At 65.7% G+C, this 22472-nt stretch carries 15 protein-coding genes; 14 read left to right on the forward strand and 1 reads right to left on the reverse strand.

Translation table 11 applies throughout. From position 1 onward, the window contains the following. Positions 1-33 precede the first annotated feature (33 nt). Genes TK42_RS23890 through TK42_RS23950 form a run of 13 tightly spaced genes read left to right on the forward strand, consistent with a single transcriptional unit; the run spans position 34 to position 19856 of the window. On the forward strand, positions 34-5487 hold the full coding sequence (locus TK42_RS23890) for a non-ribosomal peptide synthetase (RefSeq protein WP_103735296.1): 5454 nt from the start codon (positions 34-36) through the stop codon (positions 5485-5487). Then, entirely contained in the window at positions 5484-7223 is a 1740-nt protein-coding gene (locus TK42_RS23895) for an ABC transporter ATP-binding protein (protein WP_103735297.1), read from the forward strand. Before TK42_RS23890 ends, TK42_RS23895 begins: the two co-directional genes overlap by 4 nt. Continuing rightward, positions 7220-8965: an ABC transporter ATP-binding protein gene (locus TK42_RS23900; RefSeq protein ID WP_103735298.1), complete on the forward strand. Its 1746-nt coding sequence runs from the start codon at positions 7220-7222 to the stop codon at positions 8963-8965. Before TK42_RS23895 ends, TK42_RS23900 begins: the two co-directional genes overlap by 4 nt. After that, positions 8959-10062, forward strand: a complete 1104-nt coding sequence (locus TK42_RS23905) for a saccharopine dehydrogenase NADP-binding domain-containing protein (RefSeq protein WP_103735299.1) — start codon at positions 8959-8961, stop codon at positions 10060-10062. Before TK42_RS23900 ends, TK42_RS23905 begins: the two co-directional genes overlap by 7 nt. Then, positions 10059-11087 carry a class I SAM-dependent methyltransferase gene (locus TK42_RS23910; protein ID WP_103735300.1) on the forward strand — a complete coding sequence of 343 codons (1029 nt, stop codon included), beginning with the start codon at positions 10059-10061 and terminating at the stop codon, positions 11085-11087. The genes TK42_RS23905 and TK42_RS23910 overlap by 4 nt, the downstream gene beginning before the upstream one ends. 2 nt (positions 11088-11089) lie before the next feature. After that, positions 11090-12766, forward strand: a complete 1677-nt coding sequence (locus tag TK42_RS23915) for a class I SAM-dependent methyltransferase (RefSeq protein ID WP_103735301.1) — start codon at positions 11090-11092, stop codon at positions 12764-12766. After that, entirely contained in the window at positions 12763-13941 is a 1179-nt protein-coding gene (locus tag TK42_RS23920) for a cytochrome P450 (protein ID WP_103735302.1), read from the forward strand. The genes TK42_RS23915 and TK42_RS23920 overlap by 4 nt, the downstream gene beginning before the upstream one ends. Next, complete coding sequence (locus TK42_RS23925) at positions 13938-15077, forward strand: Gfo/Idh/MocA family oxidoreductase (RefSeq protein WP_078821034.1); 1140 nt, start codon at positions 13938-13940, stop codon at positions 15075-15077. The genes TK42_RS23920 and TK42_RS23925 overlap by 4 nt, the downstream gene beginning before the upstream one ends. Beyond that, positions 15074-15793 (forward strand): VOC family protein, encoded by a 720-nt coding sequence (locus TK42_RS23930; RefSeq protein WP_032876535.1) that lies wholly within the window; start codon positions 15074-15076, stop codon positions 15791-15793. The genes TK42_RS23925 and TK42_RS23930 overlap by 4 nt, the downstream gene beginning before the upstream one ends. Further along, positions 15786-17384: a (2,3-dihydroxybenzoyl)adenylate synthase gene (locus tag TK42_RS23935; protein WP_103735303.1), complete on the forward strand. Its 1599-nt coding sequence runs from the start codon at positions 15786-15788 to the stop codon at positions 17382-17384. The genes TK42_RS23930 and TK42_RS23935 overlap by 8 nt, the downstream gene beginning before the upstream one ends. Next, on the forward strand, positions 17381-18127 hold the full coding sequence (locus tag TK42_RS23940) for a thioesterase II family protein (RefSeq protein ID WP_103735304.1): 747 nt from the start codon (positions 17381-17383) through the stop codon (positions 18125-18127). The genes TK42_RS23935 and TK42_RS23940 overlap by 4 nt, the downstream gene beginning before the upstream one ends. Continuing rightward, complete coding sequence (locus TK42_RS23945) at positions 18124-18432, forward strand: isochorismate lyase (protein ID WP_005787433.1); 309 nt, start codon at positions 18124-18126, stop codon at positions 18430-18432. The genes TK42_RS23940 and TK42_RS23945 overlap by 4 nt, the downstream gene beginning before the upstream one ends. Beyond that, entirely contained in the window at positions 18429-19856 is a 1428-nt protein-coding gene (locus tag TK42_RS23950) for an isochorismate synthase (protein WP_103735305.1), read from the forward strand. Before TK42_RS23945 ends, TK42_RS23950 begins: the two co-directional genes overlap by 4 nt. On the opposite strand, the gene TK42_RS23955 is transcribed toward TK42_RS23950, so the two are convergent. Beyond that, complete coding sequence (locus TK42_RS23955; protein WP_103735306.1) at positions 19744-20949, reverse strand: XylR family transcriptional regulator; 1206 nt, start codon at positions 20947-20949, stop codon at positions 19744-19746. The two genes, TK42_RS23950 and TK42_RS23955, sit on opposite strands and share 113 nt — an antisense overlap. A 140-nt stretch (positions 20950-21089) precedes the next feature. On the opposite strand from TK42_RS23955, the gene xylA reads away from it, so the two are divergent. Continuing rightward, positions 21090-22406, forward strand: a complete 1317-nt coding sequence (gene xylA, locus TK42_RS23960) for a xylose isomerase (RefSeq protein WP_103735307.1) — start codon at positions 21090-21092, stop codon at positions 22404-22406. Positions 22407-22472: the final 66 nt, after the last annotated feature.

Here is a 22472-nt window from a genome sequence, read left to right on the forward strand (position 1 = left end):
GCGCAACCTGCCCTTATCCCAGGAGCTGCCCCCATGCCCGCCGCCAAACTGTTAAGCGAACTCAAGTCCCTGGGCGTCGAACTCTGGCCCCAGGATGGCCAACTCAAATTCCGCGCGCCCCAGGGCCTGCTCGACGCCGAGCGCCTGGCGCAACTGCGCGAGCACAAGCAGCAGATCCTGCACCTGCTGCAAACCCAGGAGCGGCCCCAGGTAATGGCCGACCCGGCACAGCGTCACGCGCCGTTCCCGCTCACCGATGTGCAGAACGCCTACCTGCTCGGCCGCCAGTCATCATTCGGCTACGGCAACGTGGCCTGCCACGGTTACCTCGAACTGAGCTGGCCGAGCCTCGACCCGCAGCAGGTCGAACACGCCTGGAACCGCCTGATTGCCCGGCACGACATGCTGCGCGTGGTGATCGCCAGCGAAGGCTCCCAGCGCGTGCTGGCCGAAGTCGCCCATTACCCGGTGGACGTCGCCGACCTGCGCGGCGCCACTCGTGAACAGCACCAGCACGCCGTGCAGCAGATACGTGAGGCCATGGAGCAGAAGCTCTACCCTACCGATATCTGGCCGCTATTCGAATTGCGCCTGAGCCGCAGCGACAGCGGCGACACCCTGCACTTCTCCATGGACTCATTGATTGCCGACTGGGCCAGCGCGCAACTGCTGTTCAATGAACTGGAACAGCTACTGCACGACCCCCAGGCCAACTTGCCCAGCCTGGACATCACCTTTCGCGACTACCTGCTGGCCGAACGGGGCCTGCTCGAAGGCAGCCGCCACCAACGCGACCGTGACTACTGGATGGCGCGTATCGATGAACTGCCCCCCGCCCCGCAACTGCCGGCGCCCCTGAGCGGCGAAGACACCAGCGTGCCGCGCTTCCAGCGCCACTGCGCGCAACTCGACACACAGTCATGGGCAGCCTTGAAAAGCGCCGCAGGCGCCCTCGGCCTTACCCCGTCCATCGTGGTGCTCAGCGCCTACGTCGGCACCTTGCAACGCTGGAGCCAGCAACCCACCTTCAGCCTCAATCTGACACTGCTCAACCGCTTGCCACTGCATCCGCAAGTGGGTCAACTGGTTGGGGATTTCACCTCGGTCAGCCTGTTGCAGGTCAATGATCCCCAGGGCCAGGATTTCACCAGCCAAGCACGCCAACTGGGCAATCAACTGTTTGCCGACCTGGAGCACCGGCTGTTTTCCGGCATCCAGGTGATGCGCGAAATCGGTCGCCGGCGCGGGCGTGAAGCGGCGTCCATGCCGGTGGTGTTCACCAGTGCTATCGGCCTGGCGATCGAACCACCTCCCGCCAGCCAGCGACAGGTCGGCCACGGCATCACCCAAACTCCGCAGGTGACCCTCGACTGCCAGGTGATGGACGACGCGCAGGGTTTGCACATCCACTGGGATGTGCGCCAAGGCGTGTTCCCCGACGGCCTGATCGAAGACATGCAGCAGGCATTCGTCGCCGAGTTACAGTTACTGGCCCTCGACCCGGCCGCCTGGGACCACCCCATGCAAGTGCCGTTGCCGGCCTGGCAACAACGTGAGCGCCTGGCCGCCAATGCCACCGCCGCGCCGCTGCCCACCGGCCGCCTGCATGACAGCCTGCTGAGCATGGCCTGGGAACAGCCGCAGGCCCTGGCAGTGATCGATGCCCACGGCAGCCTGACCTACGCCGCCCTGATGGAGCGTGCCTTGGCAGTCGCTGCCGCCCTCAGCGCCGCCGGTTGCCGCGCCCAGGAACCGGTGGCGATCCTGATGCCCAAGGGCCGTGACCAAGTGGTGGCGGCCTACGGCGTGCTCCTGGCCGGCGCCGCCTACCTGCCTCTGGACAGCCATGCCCCGGCCGCCCGCCGCGACCGCGTGCTGCACAGCGCCAAGGTGCGCCACGTGCTCGGCCAGTCCCAGGCCCTGCCCCACACCCCATTGCCGGAGGGCTTGCACTGGCATGCCGTGGATCAACTGGCGTCGACCCCATCGGACTTCCCGGCACCGCACGGCAGCCCCGACGATCTCGCTTATGTGATCTACACCTCCGGCTCCACCGGTGAACCCAAGGGCGTGATGATCAGCCATCGCGCTGCGCTCAATACCGTGCAGGACATCAACCGGCGCTTTGCGGTCAACGCCGCCGACCGCGTGTTGGGCCTGGCGCAACTGAGTTTCGATTTGTCGGTGTATGACCTGTTCGGCCCCCTCGCGGTGGGCGGCACCCTGGTGCTGCCCGACCCGGCACGCGGCGCCGACCCGTCGCACTGGGCCGAGCTGGTGCAGCGCCATCAGGTGACTCTGTGGAACTCGGTACCGGCGCAATTGCAGATGCTGGCCCACTACCTGCAAGCCGAGCCGCGCCCCCTCGACAGCCTGCGCCTGGCGTTGTTGTCGGGTGACTGGATCGCGCTGAACCTGGCGCCGCAACTGCACGCGCTGTTGCCGGGCCTGGCCCTGGTGGCCCTGGGCGGTGCCACCGAAGCCTCGATCTGGTCCAACCTGCATCCCATCGGCGCAATTGACCCCGCGTGGCGCAGCATTCCCTACGGCTTGCCGCTGGCCAACCAGGGCTTTCGCGTGCTGGACAACCAATGGCGCGACGCGCCGACCTGGGTGCCGGGTGACCTGTACATCACCGGCGTCGGCCTGGCCCAGGGTTACCTGGGCGACCCGGCGTTGACTGAGGCACGCTTCTTTGCACACCCGCTCGACGGTCAGCGCCTGTACCGCACCGGTGACCGTGGCCGCTATCTGCCGGGGGGTGAACTGGAGTTCCTCGGCCGTAACGACGGCCAGGTCAAGATCCGTGGACATCGGGTGGAACTGGGCGAAATCGACGCCGCACTGCTCTCCACCCCGGGCGTGGACAGCGCGGTCAGCCTGTTCAGCGACGAACTGCTGGCCTTCGTCACGCCTGCGCGGGCCGAACCCGAACCGCTACCCGGTGCGCCGTTGCTGACGGCGGTGCAGCGCTACGCCGACAGCCAGGTCGGCAGCTTTGACCCCCAACAGGTACGCGACTATCAGGCGGACCTCAGTGGCGCAGCGTTGAGTTCGATGCTGGACGTGATGCTCAAGGCCAATCTATTCAGCGGCGCGTGGGCCGAACCGGATGCACCCACCGTCCTGCAGGCCCTGCAAGCGCAGCCCCGCCATCACTGGCTGGTGCGGCGCTGGCTCGCGGCCTTGTGTGACGCGGGCCTGTTGCACGGTGAACAGTCCCGCTATCGCCTGCTCGACAGCGCGCCAAACCCGGCGCTGGCCTGGGGCCGGGTGGAACAGGCGGTCGCATCCGGGCTGTGCAGCCAGACGCTGCTCGACTACCAGCTCAACCACGTCGGGCAACTGCAAAAACTGCTGCGCGGCGATGTCAACCCGTTCGACCTGTTGTTCCCTCAGGGCGAGCAAGACCTGGCATTGCAGCTGTATGGCGGGGATGCCGTGTCACGCTACAACAACCACAGCATCGCTGCGCTGATCAACCGCCTTGCTACCCACCACGACGGCGACGGCCCGCTGCGCATCCTCGAAATCGGCGCGGGCACCGGAGCCACCAGTGCACCGGTGATCAGCCTGCTCGATGGGCTCGAAGTGGATTACCTGTTCACCGACATGACCGCGTTTTTCCTGCCGACGGCCAGGCAACGCTTTGCCGACCACGCCTGGGTGCGTTATGGCGTGCTGGACATCGATCAGCCCATCCGCCCCCAGGGCCTGGCCAGCAACAGCGTGGATATCGTGCTGTGCGCGGGCATGCTCAACAGCGTCAAGGACATCGACAACGCCCTCGGCCAGATCACCGAACTGCTCAGCCCGGGTGGCTGGCTGGTGTTCAGCGAGCCGACCGGCGAATGGCCGCCGATTCTGCTGACCCAGGGCTTCATGATGACGCCGTCAGGCGGCGATCACGACCAAGGCCGCAGCGGCTTGTGCAGCGCCGACACCTGGCGTGAGCGTATCCAGGCATTCGGCGGCGAAAGCCTGCCGGCCCTGCCCCACGCCGACCACCCGCTGGCGGCCCTGGGTATGCAAGTATTCGCCGCACGCTTCAAGGCCGGGTTCCAGCGTCTGAGCGTCGACAGCCTGCGCCGCGCTCTCGCGCAACGCCTGCCGGACTACATGCTGCCGGCGCACGTACAAGTACTCGACCGCCTGCCCTTGACCGCCAACGGCAAGGTCGACCGCAAGACTCTGGCCAACTGGCGCCCCGCCGTGGATACCCAAGCCGCCAGCAGCGAGCAGGTACCCAGTGACCCACTCACCGCGCAGCTTTGCCAAGTGTGGGCCGAGGCCCTGGGCCTGGCGCAGATCGGTGCCGACGACAGCTTCTACGAAAAAGGCGCCGACTCGCTGATCCTCGCCCGGGTCGCCGGCCAGTTGCGCGAACAACTGCCCCAGGCGCAACGCCTGAGCTACGACACCCTGTTGCGGCAGATGCTCAACGAGCCGACTGTCAGCGCACTGGCGCGCCTGCTCAACCATGGAGAAAGCGCACCGTCTGCGGTCAAGCCCGGCCAATCCCAGCGTTCATCCAACAGCAACGCGTTGGTGGTGCCCTTTGGCGGCGGCGACGTCGGCCCGGTGCGGGTGATGTTCCACGCGGCCCTCGGCACCCTGGATTATTTCCAGCACCTGGGCCGCTCACTCGCCGCTCAGCAGGCCGGCCCGGTGATCGGTTTTGCGGTGGCCGACACCGCGCAGTACCTGGCCCTGGAACCCAAGCGCCTGATCGAAAGCGTGGCCCAGGACTACACCGAACGCTTGATCGCCGACGGCCATCAGCGCTTCCAGTTGATCGGCTACTGCCTGGGCGGCCTGCTCGCCACCGAAGTCGCCCGGCGCCTGCTGGAACGTGGCATGGAGGTGGTGGACCTGAGCCTGATCGACAGTATCCCGATGTTTATCGACACCGACGAAGAGCTGGCCTATGAGGCGATCTTCGTGCCCAACCTCAACCTGGACCCGGTGAAAACCGTGTTCGGCGCGCATATCGAAGACTACGACGTGTACCGCGCCATCGACCTGCTGATGGCCCGCGACAACCGCCGCGTCCCCGCCGGGGCCATGGCTGCCTTGGGCGGTGACCCGGGCCTGGAGGCGCTGGCATTGGCGGTGCAGCAACAGTCGGCGCGCAGCCAGGAAGAACGCCTGGCCGAGTATGCGCGCCTGGCGTCCGGCCAGGCCGGGGTGCCCATCGGCTCGGAGCTGGTGCCCACGCTGTTCCGCGTATGCCGCCACAGTATGCGGGCGGCACGGTTCGATCCGCCGCCGTTCCTCGGCAACATGACCTACCTGCGCTGTCTGGAGCAGCAATCGTTCGGGATCACCGGCGGCGTCGGCCATCTGGCGGCGCCGTTCTGGGAGGACGCGTGCCTGGGGCAATTCAACCTGATCGACGTGCCGGGCAACCATTTCAGCGTGATCGAGCCACCCCACGTGCACACCGTCACCGCGCACCTGCTTGAGGCCCTTCGGAAAAACTCATGAGCACCGCACTCGATACCCTCAAACGCCCGGTCAACCGCCTGATCCGCCTCGGTGTGGTATTCGCCGCCGTCGGCGCACTGGTCAACCTGGTGCCCTTTATCGGCCTGACCGAACTGGGCCGCTTGCTGCTGGCCGGCAATGCCCACAGCCACACGTTGTGGCTGTGGGCGGCGCTGGTAGTGGTCGCCCTGAGCCTTGGCTGGATGGCCAGCGGCGTCGCGCTGTGGCTGACCCACCTGGCCGACCACCGCCTGCAATCGAGCTTGCGCGAAGCCATGGTGCGCAAGCTGGGGCGCGTGCCGCTGGGCTGGTACACCGACACCACCTCCGGCGCGGTGCGCAAAGTGGTGCAGGACGACCTGGAAGACCTGCACCACCTGGTTGCCCATCACGCAGTGGAAGTGACGGCGGCGATAGTCACCCCGCTGGCAGGGCTGATCTGGTTGGCCACATTGAACTGGCGCCTGGCGCTGCTGGCGGTGCTGACCCAGCCGATCTACGCGGTGGCCTACAGCCTGATGATGCGCGGCTTCGGCGCCAAGATGCAGTTGCTCGACAAGAGCATGACCCGGGTCAGCGCGGCGATTGTCGAGTTTGTCCACGGTATTGCCGTGGTCAAGGCGTTCGGCCAGGTGGGCCAGGCCCATCGCAGCTATCAGCAGGCGGTCGACCAGTTCAGCACGCAATACGCTGGCTGGGTGCGGCCGCTGCTGCGCCTGGAAGCGTTTTCATCGATGGCCCTGAGCGTGCCGGTAATTCTGTTGGTGAGCCTGGGGGTGGGCAGCCTGTTGCTGGCCCAGGGCTGGATTACAGCGCTGGAGTTGTTCGCCGAAACCCTGGTAGCCGTGGTGATTCCGCAGTCGTTGCTGGTGATCAACCAGAGCCTCACCGCCCAGCGCACTGCCCTCGCGGCCGCCGACCGCATCGAGGCGCTGCTTGAGGTTGAGGAACTGCCCACGCCCAAGGTGTGCAGGATGCCCCAGGGCAGTGATATTCGTTTTGAACAGGTGCAGTTCGGCTATGACCCCGAGCACCTGATCCTCAATGGCGTCGACCTGCACTGCCCGGCCGGCAGCGTCACTGCGCTGGTGGGTGCCTCCGGCGCGGGCAAATCGACCCTGGCCAAGTTGGTACCGCGCTTTCACGACGTCAACGCCGGGCGGGTCTGCGTGGGTGGTGTGGATGTGCGCGAGATTGACCCGCGCCAGCTGTATCAACACGTGGGCTTTGTGTTGCAGGACGCGCAACTGGTGCACGGCACCGTCGCCGACAATCTACGCTTGGGCCGCCCCGAGGCCAGCGATGCCGACGTCGAGGCCGCGGCACGCTCCGCGCAGATTCATCAACGCATCCGCGCCCTGCCCCGCGGCTATCAGTCGGTGATCGGCGAAGACGCGATTTTTTCCGGCGGTGAAGCCCAGCGCTTGTCCATCGCTCGCACGCTGCTGGCCGATACGCCGGTGCTGATCCTCGATGAAGCCACCTCCCACGCCGACCCTGAATCCGAAGCGCTGATCCAGGATGCCCTCTCTGCCCTGGCCCGCGGCCGCACGGTACTGGTGATTGCCCACCGTCTGGCGAGTATCTGCGGCGTCGACCAGATCGTGGTGCTCGACCAGGGCCGCGTGCTGGAAAACGGTACTCACGAGCAATTGCTGGCGGCGAACGGCACCTATGCCCGCCTGTGGCGCGCCGGCACCGAAACCACCGCCCCCGACCTGGAGATGTCCTTGTGATCCGCAGCCTCGTGACTTTATTGGGCCCGGCCCACGCCGCACGCCTGTACCGCTACCTCGCCTGGCTGGTGACCAGTGCCGTGTTGCAAGGGCTGGCCGTGGCGTTGCTGGTGCCGATCCTGCACGCGCTGATTGCCGGTGACCTGCACAGCGCGTCCCTCTGGCTGGCTGGCCTGGCGGCGATGGTGGTGCTGACCTGCATCGCCCATTACCAGCAGGCCATGAAGGGCTTTGCCCTGGCGCTGCTGGTGTTGACCACCTTGCATGACCGCCTTGGCCAGCACCTGGTCAGCCTGCCGCTGGGCTGGTTCAACTCCGAGAAGGTCGGGCGTCTGTCGCGCAGTGCCACCAGCGGCACGCTGATGGTCACCGGCTTGTTTGCCCATTACCTGGGGCCGGTGGTGTCTGGCGTGGTAGTGCCGGCTACCGTGGCGCTGACCCTGTTCGTGTTCGACTGGCGCCTGGGCCTGACCGCCGCATTGTGCGCGCCGCTGATCTACTTCACCCATCACTGGTCGGCCGCCGCCATCGGCAGCAATGATGCGCGCGTGGAAGCCGCCGCGACTCTGGCCGGTAACCGCGTGGTCGAGTTCGCCCGCTACCAGCCAGTGCTGCGCGCCTTTGGTCGCACCCAGGACGGCTACGCGCCGTTGCAGGCCGCCAACCTGGTGCAGAAACACGCGGGCGGCTCGATGCTGTCGCAGACCTTTCCCAAGTTGCTGGCCGGTGGCCTGACCGTGCAACTGGCGTTTGCGTTGCTGGTGGGCGTGGGAATCGCCCTGGCCGCCCATGGCGAAATCGACGCCATCCAGTTGGTCGCCTTACTCGCTCTGGCGGCACGTTTTGTCGGGCCGCTGGCCGAAGCGGCGGCGCGCAGTGGTCTGTTACGCATGGCCGCTAACGACCTGGAGCAACTGGTGGGCATCCTGCGCGAGCCGCCGCTGCCGGAACCCGCGGTGAGCCAACCGCTGACGGCACCCGGCACCCTGGCCTTCGACAAGGTCAGCTTCGGGTACCCCAGCGGGCCAAAGGTGCTGCATAACCTGACCTTCAGCGCACCGGCGCATTCGATGACCGCGATTGTCGGCGCTTCGGGCTCGGGCAAAACCACTGTCACCCGCTTGTTGATGCGCTTTTTCGATGCCAGCGAGGGCAGCGTCAGGGTTGGCGGTGTAGACGTACGCGAGCTGTCCAACGCAGCGCTGATGGCGCAGTTATCTCTGGTGATGCAGGACGTCTACCTGTTCGACGACAGCCTGGAGGCCAACATTCGCGTCGGCAACCCGGACGCCAGCGCCGAGCAAGTGGCCGAAGCGGCGCGATTGGCCGGTGTGGATGAAATCGTCGCGCGCCTGCCCCAGGGCTGGAACACCCCGGTAGGCGAAGGTGGCGCGGCGCTGTCCGGCGGCGAACGCCAACGGGTATCCCTGGCCCGGGCCCTGCTCAAGCGGGCGCCCATCGTACTGCTGGATGAAGCCACGGCGGCCCTGGACCCGCACAACGAAGCCTTCGTGCAGACGGCGATTCACGCCCTGATGAAAAATGCCACAGTGCTGGTGATCGCCCACCGCCTGCCCACCATCATGGCCGCCGACCAGATACTGGTGCTGGATGAAGGCCGATTGGTGGAATCGGGGACGCACGCACAATTACTTGCCCAAAACGGTCGCTACGCCGGGTTCTGGCATGACCGCCAGCGCGCCGGCGGCTGGCGCTTGAAAGCCGAGGCGCAGCCATGCTGATCGGGGTGTTGGGCGCCAGTGGCGACGTGGGGCTGGCCAGCGCCAAGGCGTTGTTGACGCTGGGAGTGAACGAGCTGCGCCTGGGTGGGCGCGATGCCGCCAAGGGCGCGCACTGCGTGCAGGTTCTCCAGCAGCAATGGCCCCAAGCCCGTTTGCAATGGGCCGCAGTGGACTTCAACGGTGCCGAGGCTTTGGCCACCTTCGCCCGCGGTTGCGATGTGCTGCTCAACTGCGCGGGCCCCTCGTGGCGCGTGCAGGACCGTGCCGCGCTGGCAGCGTTGCAGGCCGACGCCCATTACGTCGACGCCGCCGGTCATATGCACCTCGACCCCGCCCAATGGCGTGGCCGCTGCGCGATATTGGGCGCAGGCCTGCAACCGGGGCTCACCGGCCTGCTGCCGCGCTGGCTGGCCGAGCAGGCGTTCACTCAGGTGCGCAGCCTGACCAGCTATTTCGGCTTGCGCGATCACTTTACCGCCGTGGCTGCCGACGACTTTTTGCACGGTGCGGTGGACGGCAGCAGCGAGCCGTTGGCGGCCTGGCAACACGGGCGTCGCAGCCGCGCACTGCGGCGCCGGCGCGAGGTGTCGGTGCCGTGCTTTCCCGGCTCGGTTCACCTGTTGCCCTACCTGAACCTTGAGGGTGAACGTCTGGCCATGGACCTGAACCTGGACGTCGGCCAGTGGTTCAACGTGATCACCGACGGCTACGTGCTCAAGGCATTTGACCAGGCTCACGGCTTGCCAAGGGCAGAAGCGGTGCAGCGGTTGTGCGAAGCCAGCCGCCTGGACCTCAGCGGCCAGGCGCCCTTCGTCACCCTGCTGCTGCAACTGGAGGGCCTGCACGATAGCGAGGTCCGGACCCGCAGCCTGGTGCTCAGTGGCGCAGGCAATGCGGCGCTCACCGCAGCCATGGCCGCGATCACGGTGATCAGCGTGGTGGAGGGTGAGATCAGCGCCGGCTGCCATGAAGCGGCCCAGGCCCTGCCGCCCGCCGCCAGCCTGGAGCGCCTGCTGTGCACCTCGGCGATTCTTAGCTTGAACCTGTTGCACGGCCCGCTCGATCAACTGCATGTCGCCCAAGAAGGTTGCCTATGAACACCGCCCTGAACGAGCTGGAACACTTGAGCCTGGGCGTGATGGCCCAGGTGTTACTGCACAGCCAGGCGTTGCCGTTGCAGGCGTGGCGCACTGCCGAGCACATCAACCAGGCCCTGGGCACGGCGGCCCGTCATGCCTGGGTGGTACGCCGCTGGCTGGCCGCGTTGACCCGTGCCGGCCTGCTGCACGAGGAAGGTAAACGCCTGGGTTGGCAAGTGCCCCCCGATGACCCGCAAGTGGGTGAACTGCCGCGCCTGTATGCCGCATTGGGCTTTCCAGCCAGCATGGCGCGCCTGCATACCCAAGTGATCGAATGCCTGCCCGACCTGCTGCGCGATCAGTTCACCCTCACCCACTTGCTGATGCTTGGCGGGGACCCGGTGAAGGTGATGGGCACCTACCAGCACAACCACTTCACTGCGGCGATCAATCAAGCCTTGGGGGCCCGGGCGCGGCAAGTCAGCGCCGCTGCCGGGCCGCTGCAGGTGCTGGAGCTGGGCGGCGGCGCCGGTTGCACCACCGCTACGGTGCTGACGGCGCTGCAAGAACGCGAGAAGGATTATCGCTTTACCGACATCAGCTCGCTGTTCACCAGTGCGGCCCAGCGTCAGTTTCGTCTTGAGCCGGGGATGCAGTTCGGCCTGCTCGATCTCAATCGCCGCTTCAGCGACCAGGGCATAGCGCCCCGCAGCCAAGACCTGGTGATTGCCGGCAACGCGCTGCACAACGCCCGCGACCTGCCCAACTGCCTCGGCCAGATCCGCACCAGCCTGCGCGACGGCGGCGCCTTGCTGTTCAGTGAATCCATCGCCGACAACCCGGCGATGCTGACCTTCATGCACCTGTTGCTGTCGCCGCCGGCCGATGCGCCGCTGCGTGCTGGCGATGAAGCCTTCATGGCCGTCGACGCGTGGCGCCAGGCCTTGCAGGTCGCAGGTTTTGAGTTGCTGGAGGTATGGCCTGACGCGGGCGAACCGCTCGCTGCTGCGGGGCAGCGCTTGTTCCAGGCCAGAGGAGTTTGAGCATGAATATCGACACCTTGCTGATCGAACTGCCCGCCGGCAAGCACCCCTGGCGCTTGCCGGTCTTTACCGACCTGGGCCTGCATCAACAGGCCCCGGCCCGTTTGCTGGCAGTGCTCGAACGCCAGCGTCCGGCGGTGGTAATGATGAGCGCCGAACAACTGGAGCGTCTGCTGGACTTTCCCGCCCTGGCCCTGAGTGATCTGAGCCATCTGCAACAACTGTTGTTCATCAGCCTCCGACCGGGCGACTGGCAGTTGGCGGAACGGGCAGCGGCGCAGCTCGATTGCCACGTAGAGGGTTTTACCGATGACGGGCGCGACCTGGTCAGCGTCAAGCGTGAGCACCAGCGCTGGTGCCAGCGGGCACTGGAACATCCCCAGGTGAATGCGGTGGCGCTGCACGGCACGACGCTGTTCGCGGTGCCCCAGCCTTGCAAACCGGCGACAGTGGACGATCAGTTGGACGCGACCGCAGCCGCCGTCGATCAGCAGTTCAGCGTCACGCAGCTGACCGACGCCGTACAGTTGAACCAGCGCTTGAGCCACGCCGCTTTGCTGTCGATGCTCAATGGCCTGGAGCAGTGCGGCCTGCTGCCCGCACCGCTCAACGATGTGGCGCACAGCCTCGCCAATGCCGGCATCGCCCCCGGCCACCGCCCGCTCATCGCACGCTGGCTCGACGTGCTCCAAGCCGAGGATTTGCTGCGCCGCCAAGGCGACCACCTGCATCCCAACCTCGACGCCAGCACCTGGAGCGACGCCAGCCTGGAGGGAATCTGGGCACAGTTGAGCCTGGACTGGGCGCGCAACACTGGCGGCAGCGCCACCCTCGATTACGCGCGCGACAACGCTCGCCAGTTGCCGGCGTTGATGCGCGGTGAGTGCGCAGCGGTGCACCTGCTGTTTCCCGAAGGCCGCACCGAACGTGCGGCAGCGTTGTACCGCGAAAGCCTGGCGGCGCAGTACCAGCATCGCGCCGTGGCTCACTGGATTGGCGCCTGGGCTGCGCGCCAGAGCGGCACCGAGCCCTTGCGGGTGCTGGAAGTCGGTGCCGGCACCGGTTCCACCACCCAGGCCGTAGTGCCGGCCCTGGCCAAGGTCACGGTGGACTATCTGTGCACCGACGTGTCGCGCTACTTCAGCGAACAGGCCGCCGAGCGTCTGCACGCCTGGCCGTGGGTGCGCCACGGGGTGTTTGATATCGACCGCCCCGCCCCTGCCCAAGGCTATCGCACCCAGAGTTGGGACCTGATCGTCGCCGGGGGCGTGCTGAATGCCGCCCGCGACACCGAGCGCTCCCTGGCCACCCTGCTCGCCTTGCTCAAACCCGGCGGCTGGCTGGTGTTCAGCGAGCCGACCCAGGAGGAGTTCTGGGTGATGGCCTCCCAGGCTTTCATGCTCAACCAGGCCAGCGATGAGCGCGCGCTGAGCAGCAGTACCTTCCTGGACCTCAACCAATGGCAAACCGCCCTGGCCCGCGCCGGGTTCCAGGGCAATCGCAGCCTGCCCGCCGCCGACCACCCGCTGGCGTCGCTCGGCCATCGTGTGTTCGTCGCCCAAGTGCCCTGCCAACGCTTGAGCCGCGCCGCGCTGGCCGCGCACCTGGAACACCCAGACCTGCACCTGGAACTGCTCGACCGTTTGCCCGACCTGCCTACCGCCAAGGACTTGCCATGACCCCGCTGGCCTACCCTTTCAATGCCTTCACCGACCTGGAGCTCGCCGAGCCTTACCGCCATGCCCAGCAAGCACCGGGCCTGCTGCGTATCCAGATGCCCATCGGCGCGCCCGCCTGGCTCGCCACGCGCTATGACGATGTGCGCCTGGTGCTGGGCGACCGGCGCTTCAGCCGCAGCGAAGCATTTCGCCGCGACGATGCCCCGCGAGCATTCCCGCGAATTGCCGGCGGCATCGTGATGATGGACCCGCCGCAACTCACTCGGATCCGCTCCCGCGCCGCCCAGGCGTTTACCCGGCGGCGCGTCGAAGCACTGCGCCCCCATGCCCGGGCCTACGCCCATGAGTTGATCGACCGTATGCTCGCCGCCGGCCCGCCCGCCGACTTGGTTAGCGACTATGCCTTACCGTTGCCCCTGGCGTTGATTTGCGAGCTGCTGGGCGTACCGCTGCAAGACCGTGAACGCTTTAAGGTATGGAACGACTCATTGCTGTCGACCCGCGCCGAAGACGCCGCGTTGACCCAACAGCACTTGGGTGAACTGGCCGAGTACATCAAGGGCCTGGTCGCCGAGCGGCGCCGTCAGCCTCAGGACGATTTCATGACCGCCCTGGCCCAGGCCGATGACCAAGGCGAGCGCCTGAGCGAAGACCAACTGCTGCTGTTGTGCATCGCCATCCTCGTCGCCGGCTACGAAGGCAGTGCTTCGCAGATCCCCAATTTCATTCTGGTGTTGCTGGACAACCCCGAACAGTGGCAACAACTCAAGGCCCATCCCGAGCAGATTCCGCAGGCGGTGGAAGAACTGCTGCGCTATATCCCGCTGGCGTCGGCGGCGATGTTTGTGCATTACGCCCTCGAAGATATCCAGGTGGGTGAAACCCTGGTTCGCCAGGGCGAAGCCGTTTTCGCGTCCATCGGTGCGGCCAACCATGACCCGGCGCGCTTTGCCGACCCGCAAACCCTCAACCTGCAACGCGATGCCGGCGGCCATTTCGGCTTCGGCCACGGCCTGCATCACTGCATCGGCTCGGCGCTGGCGCGGGTGGAGTTGCAAGAGGCGTTGCAAGCCTTGGTAGAACGCCTGCCCAACCTGCAACGCTGCGGGCAGGTGCAGTGGAAAACGGCGACGTTCTTTCGCGGTGCCCACTGCCTGCCGGTGACCTGGTCATGAGCCGCGCTCGTCCACGCGTGATCGTCGCCGGCACCGCGTTCGGCCGCATCTACCTGCAAGCCTTGGCTCGTGCCCATGAGCGCTATGAATTGGTCGGCATCCTGTCGCGTGGCAATGCCTATTCAAAGGCCTGCGCCGATCACTACGGGGTGGCGCTGTACGAGGCCGTCGAGCAGGTGCCCGATAGCGTCGACATTGCCTGCGTGGTGGTGCGTTCCGGCGCCACCGGTGGCGTGGGCAGCGAACTGGCCCAGCAGTTCTTGCGCCGTGGCATTCACGTATTGCAGGAACACCCGGTGCATCACCGCGAAATCGCCGCGTGCATGCAGGCGGCGCGTCAGGGCCAGGCGGCCTATGCGGTCAATACGCTGTACCCGAATATCCTTGCGATCCGGCGTTTTCTGGCGGTAGCCGCGTACCTGCGTGAGCAACAAGGGCTGGCCTATATCGACGCGGCCTGTAACAGCCAGGTGGCCTACCCGTTGCTGGATATTCTCGGGCGCCTGGCCGGTGGTTTGCGGCCCTGGGTATTTGCGGCGCCGGCCGCCAGTGTCGGTGCGCAGCCCTTCACGCGGTTGAACGCCAGCTTCAATGGCGTGCCGATCAGCCTGCGCGTGCAAAACCAGGTGCACCCCCAGGACCCGGATAACCACTCGTTCCTGCTGCATCGCCTTGAAGTCGGCTGTGAAGGCGGCGTGCTGAGCCTGTGCGACACCCACGGCCCGGTGCTGTGGAACCCACGCCTGCACGCACCACGGGACGACACCGACCGCCTGATCATGGCAGGCAAAGGCAGTGAACGATTGGCCGGGCCGAGCATGGTGGTGCTCGACCCGCACATACCCGCCAGCTATCACCAGGTGTTCAACCAGCTCTGGCCCGATGCGGTCAGCCTCGCCCTGGATGCGCTGTGCGCCGACATCGCCGAACCGGCGCAGCGCCTGCGCAGCGGCATGTGGGCCACCGAGGTGTCGATGGCCTGGCGTGAAATGAACAGCCTGATCGGCATGCCGGAACTGATTGAACCGCCGATTCCCCGTGCGCTGCCGATGACCGAACTGCATCGCTGCGCCGACGCCGTACAGCCGCCTGGCGCTGACCCCAGCGCGCAACTCGTGGGAGCCCTGCCCTTTTGAACACTGCCCAATCCCGTTCGTCCTGCAGCCATGTGCTGCTGTGGGTTCGCGACCTGCACCAGGCGGTGGCGAACTTTCGCGCCGCCGGTTTCGAGGTCATCTACGCCACCGCCGAGGCCCGCGCGCAACATGCGCATATCTGGTTCAGCCGCGGGCCGATCATCGAGCTGCTCACCACCCCGCGTCATGCCTGGTTGTTCAAGTGGCCCATCGACTGCCTGGCCGGGCGTGGCGCCGGGCGGCGCATGTTGCGCTGGGCTGCCCAGGGTGAGGGGTTTTGCGACCTCGCGCTGCTCTGCGATGACCTGGCCCTGGCACCCCGTCTGACAAACCTGGCGGCCGGCGGCGTGGCCATGGGCCGTGTGGTGAAGTGGCAACGCACCTGTGCGGACGGCAGCCAGACGCGCTTTCGGTTTGTTTACCCACGGCATGAGCGCCTGCCGTTTCTGGTCACGCCCTATTCACCCTCCCAGCACCCGCAGCGACTGATCCATCCCAACGGCGCCACGGGGCTGGCGGCCATTCACTTGGGCGTAAGCCCCGCCGACCGCACCGCCCTCAACCTGCTCGCGGGCGATGACCCGATGTTGCACCTGCAACCCGCCGAATTTACCGGCGTACAGGCGGTGCAAGTCGCCGGCCTGGCGCAACCATTGACGTTACACGGTGCGCAATTGCTGAGCTGCCCGACTGCACATGGAGATAGCCATGCTTGATGGATTCACAGACTGGCCCGAAGATTTTATCCGCCGCTACCGCGAGCAAGGCTACTGGCAAGGCGCGCCACTGGGCCAACTGCTGCGTGAGCAAGCCCAGCGTACGCCGCAGCAAGAGGCGCTGGTGGACGGCAACCGACGCTGGAGCTACGCCGAGCTGGACCAACACGCCGACCGCCTGGCCGCCGGCCTCGCCGCGCGCGGGCTGGTCGCCGGCCAGCGAGTGCTGGTGCAACTGCCCAATATCGCCGAGTTTTTCAGCCTGACCTTCGCTCTGTTGCGCCTGGGAGCGATCCCGGTGTTTGCGTTGCCGGCCCACCGCGAACATGAATTGGCCCACTTGGCGCACCTTAGCCAAGCGGTGGCCTATGTGATTATCGACCAGCACTTGGGCTTCGATTATCGGCCCCTGGCGCGCACTTTGCGTAGCCAGGTGTCGAGCCTGCAACAGGTGTGGGTGGTAGGCGCGGCCGAGGAATTCGTGGCCCTGGCCGACTGCGTCGCCGCGCCTCACCCGTTCCCGGCGCCGGACGCTCGCGATGTGGCGGTGCTATTGCTGTCCGGCGGCACCACTGGCCTGCCCAAGCTGATCCCGCGCACCCATGACGACTATGCGTGCAATGCCCGGCTGGCGGCGCAAGCCTGCGGTTTCGACCGCCACACCCGTTACCTGGCGGCGCTGCCGGTGGCACATAACTTCCCGCTGGCCTCGCCGGGGGCACTCGGGGTGTTCAGTGTCGGCGCCACCCTGGTACTGGCGCCGGAACCAAGCCCCGACACCGCCTTCGAACTGATCGAGCGCGAACGCATTACCCACACGGCGTTGATTCCGCCATTGGTGTTGCTGTGGCTGGAAGTGGCGCAATGGTCCGACAACGACCTCAGCAGCCTGCAATGGCTGCAAGTCGGTGGCGCACGCCTCAAGGCCGAGATCGCCGCACGCATCCGCCCCACCCTGGGCTGTGGCCTGCAACAGGTGTACGGCATGGCCGAAGGATTGCTGTGCTTTACCAGGCTGGATGACCCGCAGGCGCTGGTCTTCGACACCCAGGGCCTGCCGCTGACCGCTGCGGATGAGATCCGTATCGTCGATGCCGACGATGTGCCGGTGGCTCCCGGCGCCGTCGGTGAATTGCTGGTGCGCGGGCCCTACACCATTCGCGGTTACTACAACGCTCGCGAGCACAACCAGCGCGCCTTTACCGCCGATGGCTTTTATCGCAGCGGCGACCTGGTACGGCGCCTGCCCGAAGGGCATTTGATCGTCGAGGGGCGCAGCAAGGATGTGATCAACCGGGGCGGCGAAAAGATTCCGGTGGAAGAGATCGAGAACCTGCTGCTCGGCCATCCGCTGATCCGCGATGTGGCGCTGGTGGCGCTGGCCGACGAGTTGCTGGGTGAGCGCAGTTGCGCCTGCGTACTGGCCCACGGCGCGCCATTGGACCTGGCGTCGATCAACGCCTGGCTGCGCGAGCGTGGGCTGGCGGCCTACAAGTTGCCAGACCGCTTGCAGGTGCTGCGCGAGTTTCCGCTGACGCGCCTGGGCAAGGTCAACCGCAAGGCCCTGGCGGAACAGGTGCTGGCCTTATGAGCCCGTGGCTACGTGTATTGCGTGAGGGGCAACAGCCCCGCGCACGCCTGGTGTGCCTGCCCCACGCCGGTGGCAGCGCGAGCTTTTTTCGGCCGTGGCTGGCGCATTTGCCGGGTGACATTGACCTGTTGGCAGTGCAGTACCCCGGGCGCGAAGAGCGCTTCAACGAAGCGCATATCCCATGCCTGGCGACCCTCGCCGAGCACATCAGCCAGGCGTTGCTGACCTTGCCTGCGCGGCCCCTGTGGCTGTTCGGCCACAGCATGGGCGCGGCGCTTGCCTATGCCGTCGGCACGCTGCTGGAGGCCGACGGTGTCGGCCCTGACCACGTGTTTGTTTCGGCCCACGCACCGCCGCACCGGCAGCCGTCCAGCGACCTGCATCGCCAGGACGACAGCGCGTTGATTGCCGACATCCTGCGCCAGGACAGCCAGGCCGCAGACCTGTGGGCCAACCCGCAGTTACGCACGCTGTTTCTGCCGGCGTTGCGCAGCGACTACCAGGCCATTGAAACCTGGCGGCCCGCGAACCTGCAGCCGTTAACGGCACCGCTGGACGTGCTGCTGGCCCGCGATGACGCCGAAGTCAGCCTGGAGCAGGCTCGCGCCTGGGCCGACCTGAGCCGCCATACCCCGGACATCCGCCTGTTCGACGGCGACCACTTTTACCTCAAGCATCAGCCGCGACCGGTGATCGACCACCTGTTGCAGCGCACCGCCTACCTTCAGGGAGACGCACGATGAAAACCCCGGAACACTGCACTGGCCTTCACGACATTCGCCATGCCATCGACAGCCTCGACAAGCAGATCATCGACGCCCTCGGCCTGCGCATGCAATACGTCAAGGCCGCCTCCGCATTCAAACCCGACCAGGCCAGCATTGCCGCACCCGATCGCGTTGCGGCGATGTTGCCCCAGCGCCGGCAGTGGGCGCAGGAGGTCGGGCTGGATGGCGAGTTTGTCGAGGGCCTGTTCAACCAGATCATCCACTGGTACATCGCCGAGCAGACGGCCTTCTGGCTACAGAAAAAGAGCCAGTGCGTATGAACGCGGCCGATTTGCTCAAGACCTTCCAGGCCGCGCACCAACGGGCGGTGGCGTACCAGCGCCCCGTTATTGCCGTCAGCGCCTACCCCGCGCCGACGCTGGCGCCCCTGGTAGTGTACAAGGCCCATCGCCAGGGTTTCTTCTGGTGTGCGCACTCGCCGGACTTAAGTTTGTTCGGCCTCGGCTGCACCTGGCAGATCGAAGCCTCGGGGCCCCAGCGCATGGCCGAAGTGGATCGCCAATGGTTCGCACTGTGCGCCGATGCGCTGGTGGACGGCCCGCATCCGCCCTTGCTGCTGGGCGGTATGCGCTTTGATGAGCAGCAGCCCTGCGCATCCCATTGGGCGCCGTTTGCCGATGCCAGTTTCCACCTTGCCCACTGGTTGCTCAGCGAGGACAGCCACGGGCGCTGGCTGCGCTGCCAGCGTGTGGTCGAGCCCGGCAGCGATCCTGCGACCTTGGTGCAAGCAAGCCTGGCCGCCCTTGAACAACTGCTCAACCCAGCCACCCACGTTGCCCCCGCCCCCCATGTAGTGGAACGCGTCGCACTGCCGCGGGATCAATGGCAGGCCAAGGTCGACACCGCCTTGAACGTCATCGCCCGGGGTGACTTGAGCAAGGTGGTGCTGGCGCGGCATATCGACCACCACCTGGACGCCGCGCTCGACACTGGCGCGGTGATGGGCCGCCTGCACGCTCGGCGTAACGCCTCGCACTTGTTCGCGATTCACCGGGGCGAACACTGCTTCATGGGCGCCACACCCGAGCGGTTGCTCAGTTGCGAGGCGGGCCGTCTCACCACCCACGCCCTGGCAGGCAGCACCCGTCGTGGGTTAAAGCCCAATGAAGATCAGGCGCTGGGGGAACGTTTATTGGCCGATCCGAAAGAGCAGCACGAGCATCGACTGGTGGTACAGACCATTACCCAAGCCTTGGGTGACAAGGTCAGCGACCTGCACGCCGCGCCACACCCCAACTTGCTGAAACTTGCCACCGTGCAGCATTTGAGCACGCCCATCACCGCGAGGCTCAACACCGGCAAGCGCCTGCTGGACGGTATCCAAGCCTTGCACCCTACCCCCGCGGTCGGCGGCCTACCGCGCACGCCTGCGCTGGATTTTATCCGTGAACACGAAGGCTTTGATCGCGGCTGGTATGCCGCGCCAGTGGGCTGGCTGGACGCCGAGGGCAATGGCGATTTTCTCGTGGCCCTGCGCTCGGCGCTGATCACCCCCAGGCACTGTCATGCGTTTGCCGGCTGCGGCATTGTCGAAGGCTCATTGCCGGCCAATGAGTACGAAGAAACCCAGATCAAGCTGGCAAGCATGCAACAGGCGCTGCAACTGGCCTGCCCTGCTGATACTGACGTGGCGTACAGCCAAACTCGCGGCGAAACACCGTATGCAAGTACTGCGCAGAGGTGAAGCCGCAGCGGGCGGCGATGTCGGCGATGGCCAGGTCCTGGTTCTCCAGGCCCTTGGCGGCGGCCGCGAGTTTGAAGCGCAGGATTTCGTCATGCACGCTGCACCCGCGCACCTTGCGAAAGTGCGCTTCCAATGACGAGCGTGAGACCCCGACATAGGCGGCGACCTGGTCGGTCTTGATCCCCTGGCACGCGTACTGGCGGATAAACAGCAATGCCTGCATCACATAAGGGTTGCCCAAGGGCTGATGCAGGCTGGAGGCTTGCACGTTGATCGCATCCGGCGGTACCAGCACCTGCGTGCCGGTGCAGGGCTTGCCGTGCAGCATCTGATGCAGCAAGGCCGCGGCAGTACGGCCCATGGTCTCGGTGCCCTGGATCACCGAACTCAGCGGCACCCGCGTCAGGGTCCGAGTCAGCGGGTCGTTGTCGATACCAATCAACGCCACCTCCTCCGGCACCGCAATGCCCGCCGTCAGGCAAGCTTGCAACAACTGCCGGGCGCGAGCATCGGTGACCGCGATAATACCGATGGGCTTGGGCAGGCTGTGCAGCCAGGCAATCTGCTGCTCCACCGCGCTGTCCCACAACGGCGCACTGGTGCCCAGGCCGCGATAGATCTCCACCGGCAAGCCATCGCGTTGCACCAAGCCGCGAAAGGCTTTCTCACGCTCCTGCGCCCAACGATTGGCCTGGGCTTCGGGCAGGCTGAAACAGGCAAAGCGCGTCAGCCCGGCCTCGATCAAGTGTTCGTAGGCCAGCTTCATCAAGGCGTGGTTATCGGTCGCGACATAGGGAATGCCCTTGGGGTACGCGCTGACATCCTCGTAAGATCCCCCCACCGCCACCACCGGTATCCGACTCCCGGCCAGCGCCTCGCCGATCAACGGGTCATCGAAGTCGGCAATGATGCCGTCTCCCTGCCAACGCTCGATACCGCGCAGACGGCAGAGAAAATCCTCTTCCAGGAACAAGTCCCAGGACGCGCGGGTGCTGCTCAGGTAATTGCCGATACCGGTGATGATGCCGCGGTCGTAGATTTTGCTGCCGTTGAAGAGCAAAGCGATGCGGTGCACGGGCGGTAGGGTTTTCATTGTTTTTGTCCTTGGGGCCGGTAGGTGCAGACTAGACCTCGCTGTGCAAAATCGCACTACACCTTGGTGATTTTCATAATCAGCGCCCAGGGCGCCGTTGCTAGTATCCAGACACCGCCCAGAACAATAAGGAAACCGCCATGCCGTACTTCCCCGGGGTCGAGAAGGTTCGCTTCGAAGGCCCTGCCAGCGCATCCCCCCTCGCCTTTCGCCATTACGACGCCAACAAACTGATCCTCGGCAAACCCATGCGCGAACACCTGCGCATGGCCGCCTGTTACTGGCATACCTTTGTGTGGCCGGGAGCGGATATGTTTGGCATGGGTACGTTCAAACGCCCATGGCAGCGCAATGGCGATCCGATGGAGGTGGCAATCGGCAAAGCGGAGGCGGCCTTTGAGTTTTTTTCCAAGCTGGGCATCGACTACTACAGCTTTCACGACACCGACGTAGCGCCGGAAGGCAGCTCGCTCAAGGAGTACCGCAACCATTTCGCACAGATGGTCGATCACCTGGAGCGCCATCAGGAACAGACCGGCATCAAGCTGCTGTGGGGCACCGCCAATTGCTTCAGCAACCCGCGCTTTGCCGCCGGGGCCGCGAGTAATCCCGACCCGGAAGTGTTCGCCTTCGCCGCCGCGCAGGTGTTCAGTGCGATGAATGCCACGCTGCGTCTCAAGGGCGCCAACTATGTGTTGTGGGGCGGCCGTGAAGGTTATGAAACCCTGCTCAACACCGACCTCAAGCGTGAGCGTGAGCAGCTCGGCCGGTTTATGCGCATGGTGGTGGAGCACAAGCACAAGATCGGCTTTACGGGTGACCTGTTGATCGAGCCAAAACCTCAGGAGCCTACCAAGCACCAGTACGACTACGACAGTGCCACGGTGTTCGGCTTCCTGCATGAATACGGCCTGGAGAACGAAATCAAGGTGAACATCGAGGCCAACCACGCGACGTTGGCCGGGCACAGTTTTCATCATGAAATTGCCACGGCCGTGTCCCTCGGGATCTTCGGCAGCATCGACGCCAACCGCGGCGACCCGCAGAACGGCTGGGACACCGACCAGTTCCCCAACAGCGTCGAAGAAATGACCCTGGCCACCTATGAAATCCTCAAGGCCGGAGGCTTCAAGAACGGTGGCTACAATTTCGATTCCAAGGTGCGCCGCCAAAGCCTGGACGAGGTGGACCTGTTCCACGGGCATGTGGCAGCCATGGATGTGCTGGCGCTGGCCCTGGAACGTGCGGCGGCGATGGTGCAGAACGACACGTTGCAGCAATTCAAGGACCAGCGTTACGCCGGGTGGCAGCAGCCATTGGGCCAGGCGGTGCTGGCAGGTCAGTTCAGCCTGGAATCATTGGCTGAACATGCGTTTGCCCACGAACTGAATCCGCAGGCCGTGAGTGGTCGACAGGAGATGCTTGAGGGCGTTGTGAATCGGTTTATCTACACCTGAGTGTCCTGTGGCGAGGGAGCAAGCTTTCTCGCCACAATGAGAGTCTTCACCTAGTGTCTTTCCAAC

The sequence above is a fragment of the Pseudomonas sp. GZJR-8 genome (assembly GCF_002916705.1).
Taxonomy (GTDB): Bacteria; Pseudomonadota; Gammaproteobacteria; order Pseudomonadales; family Pseudomonadaceae; genus Aquipseudomonas; species Aquipseudomonas synxantha_A.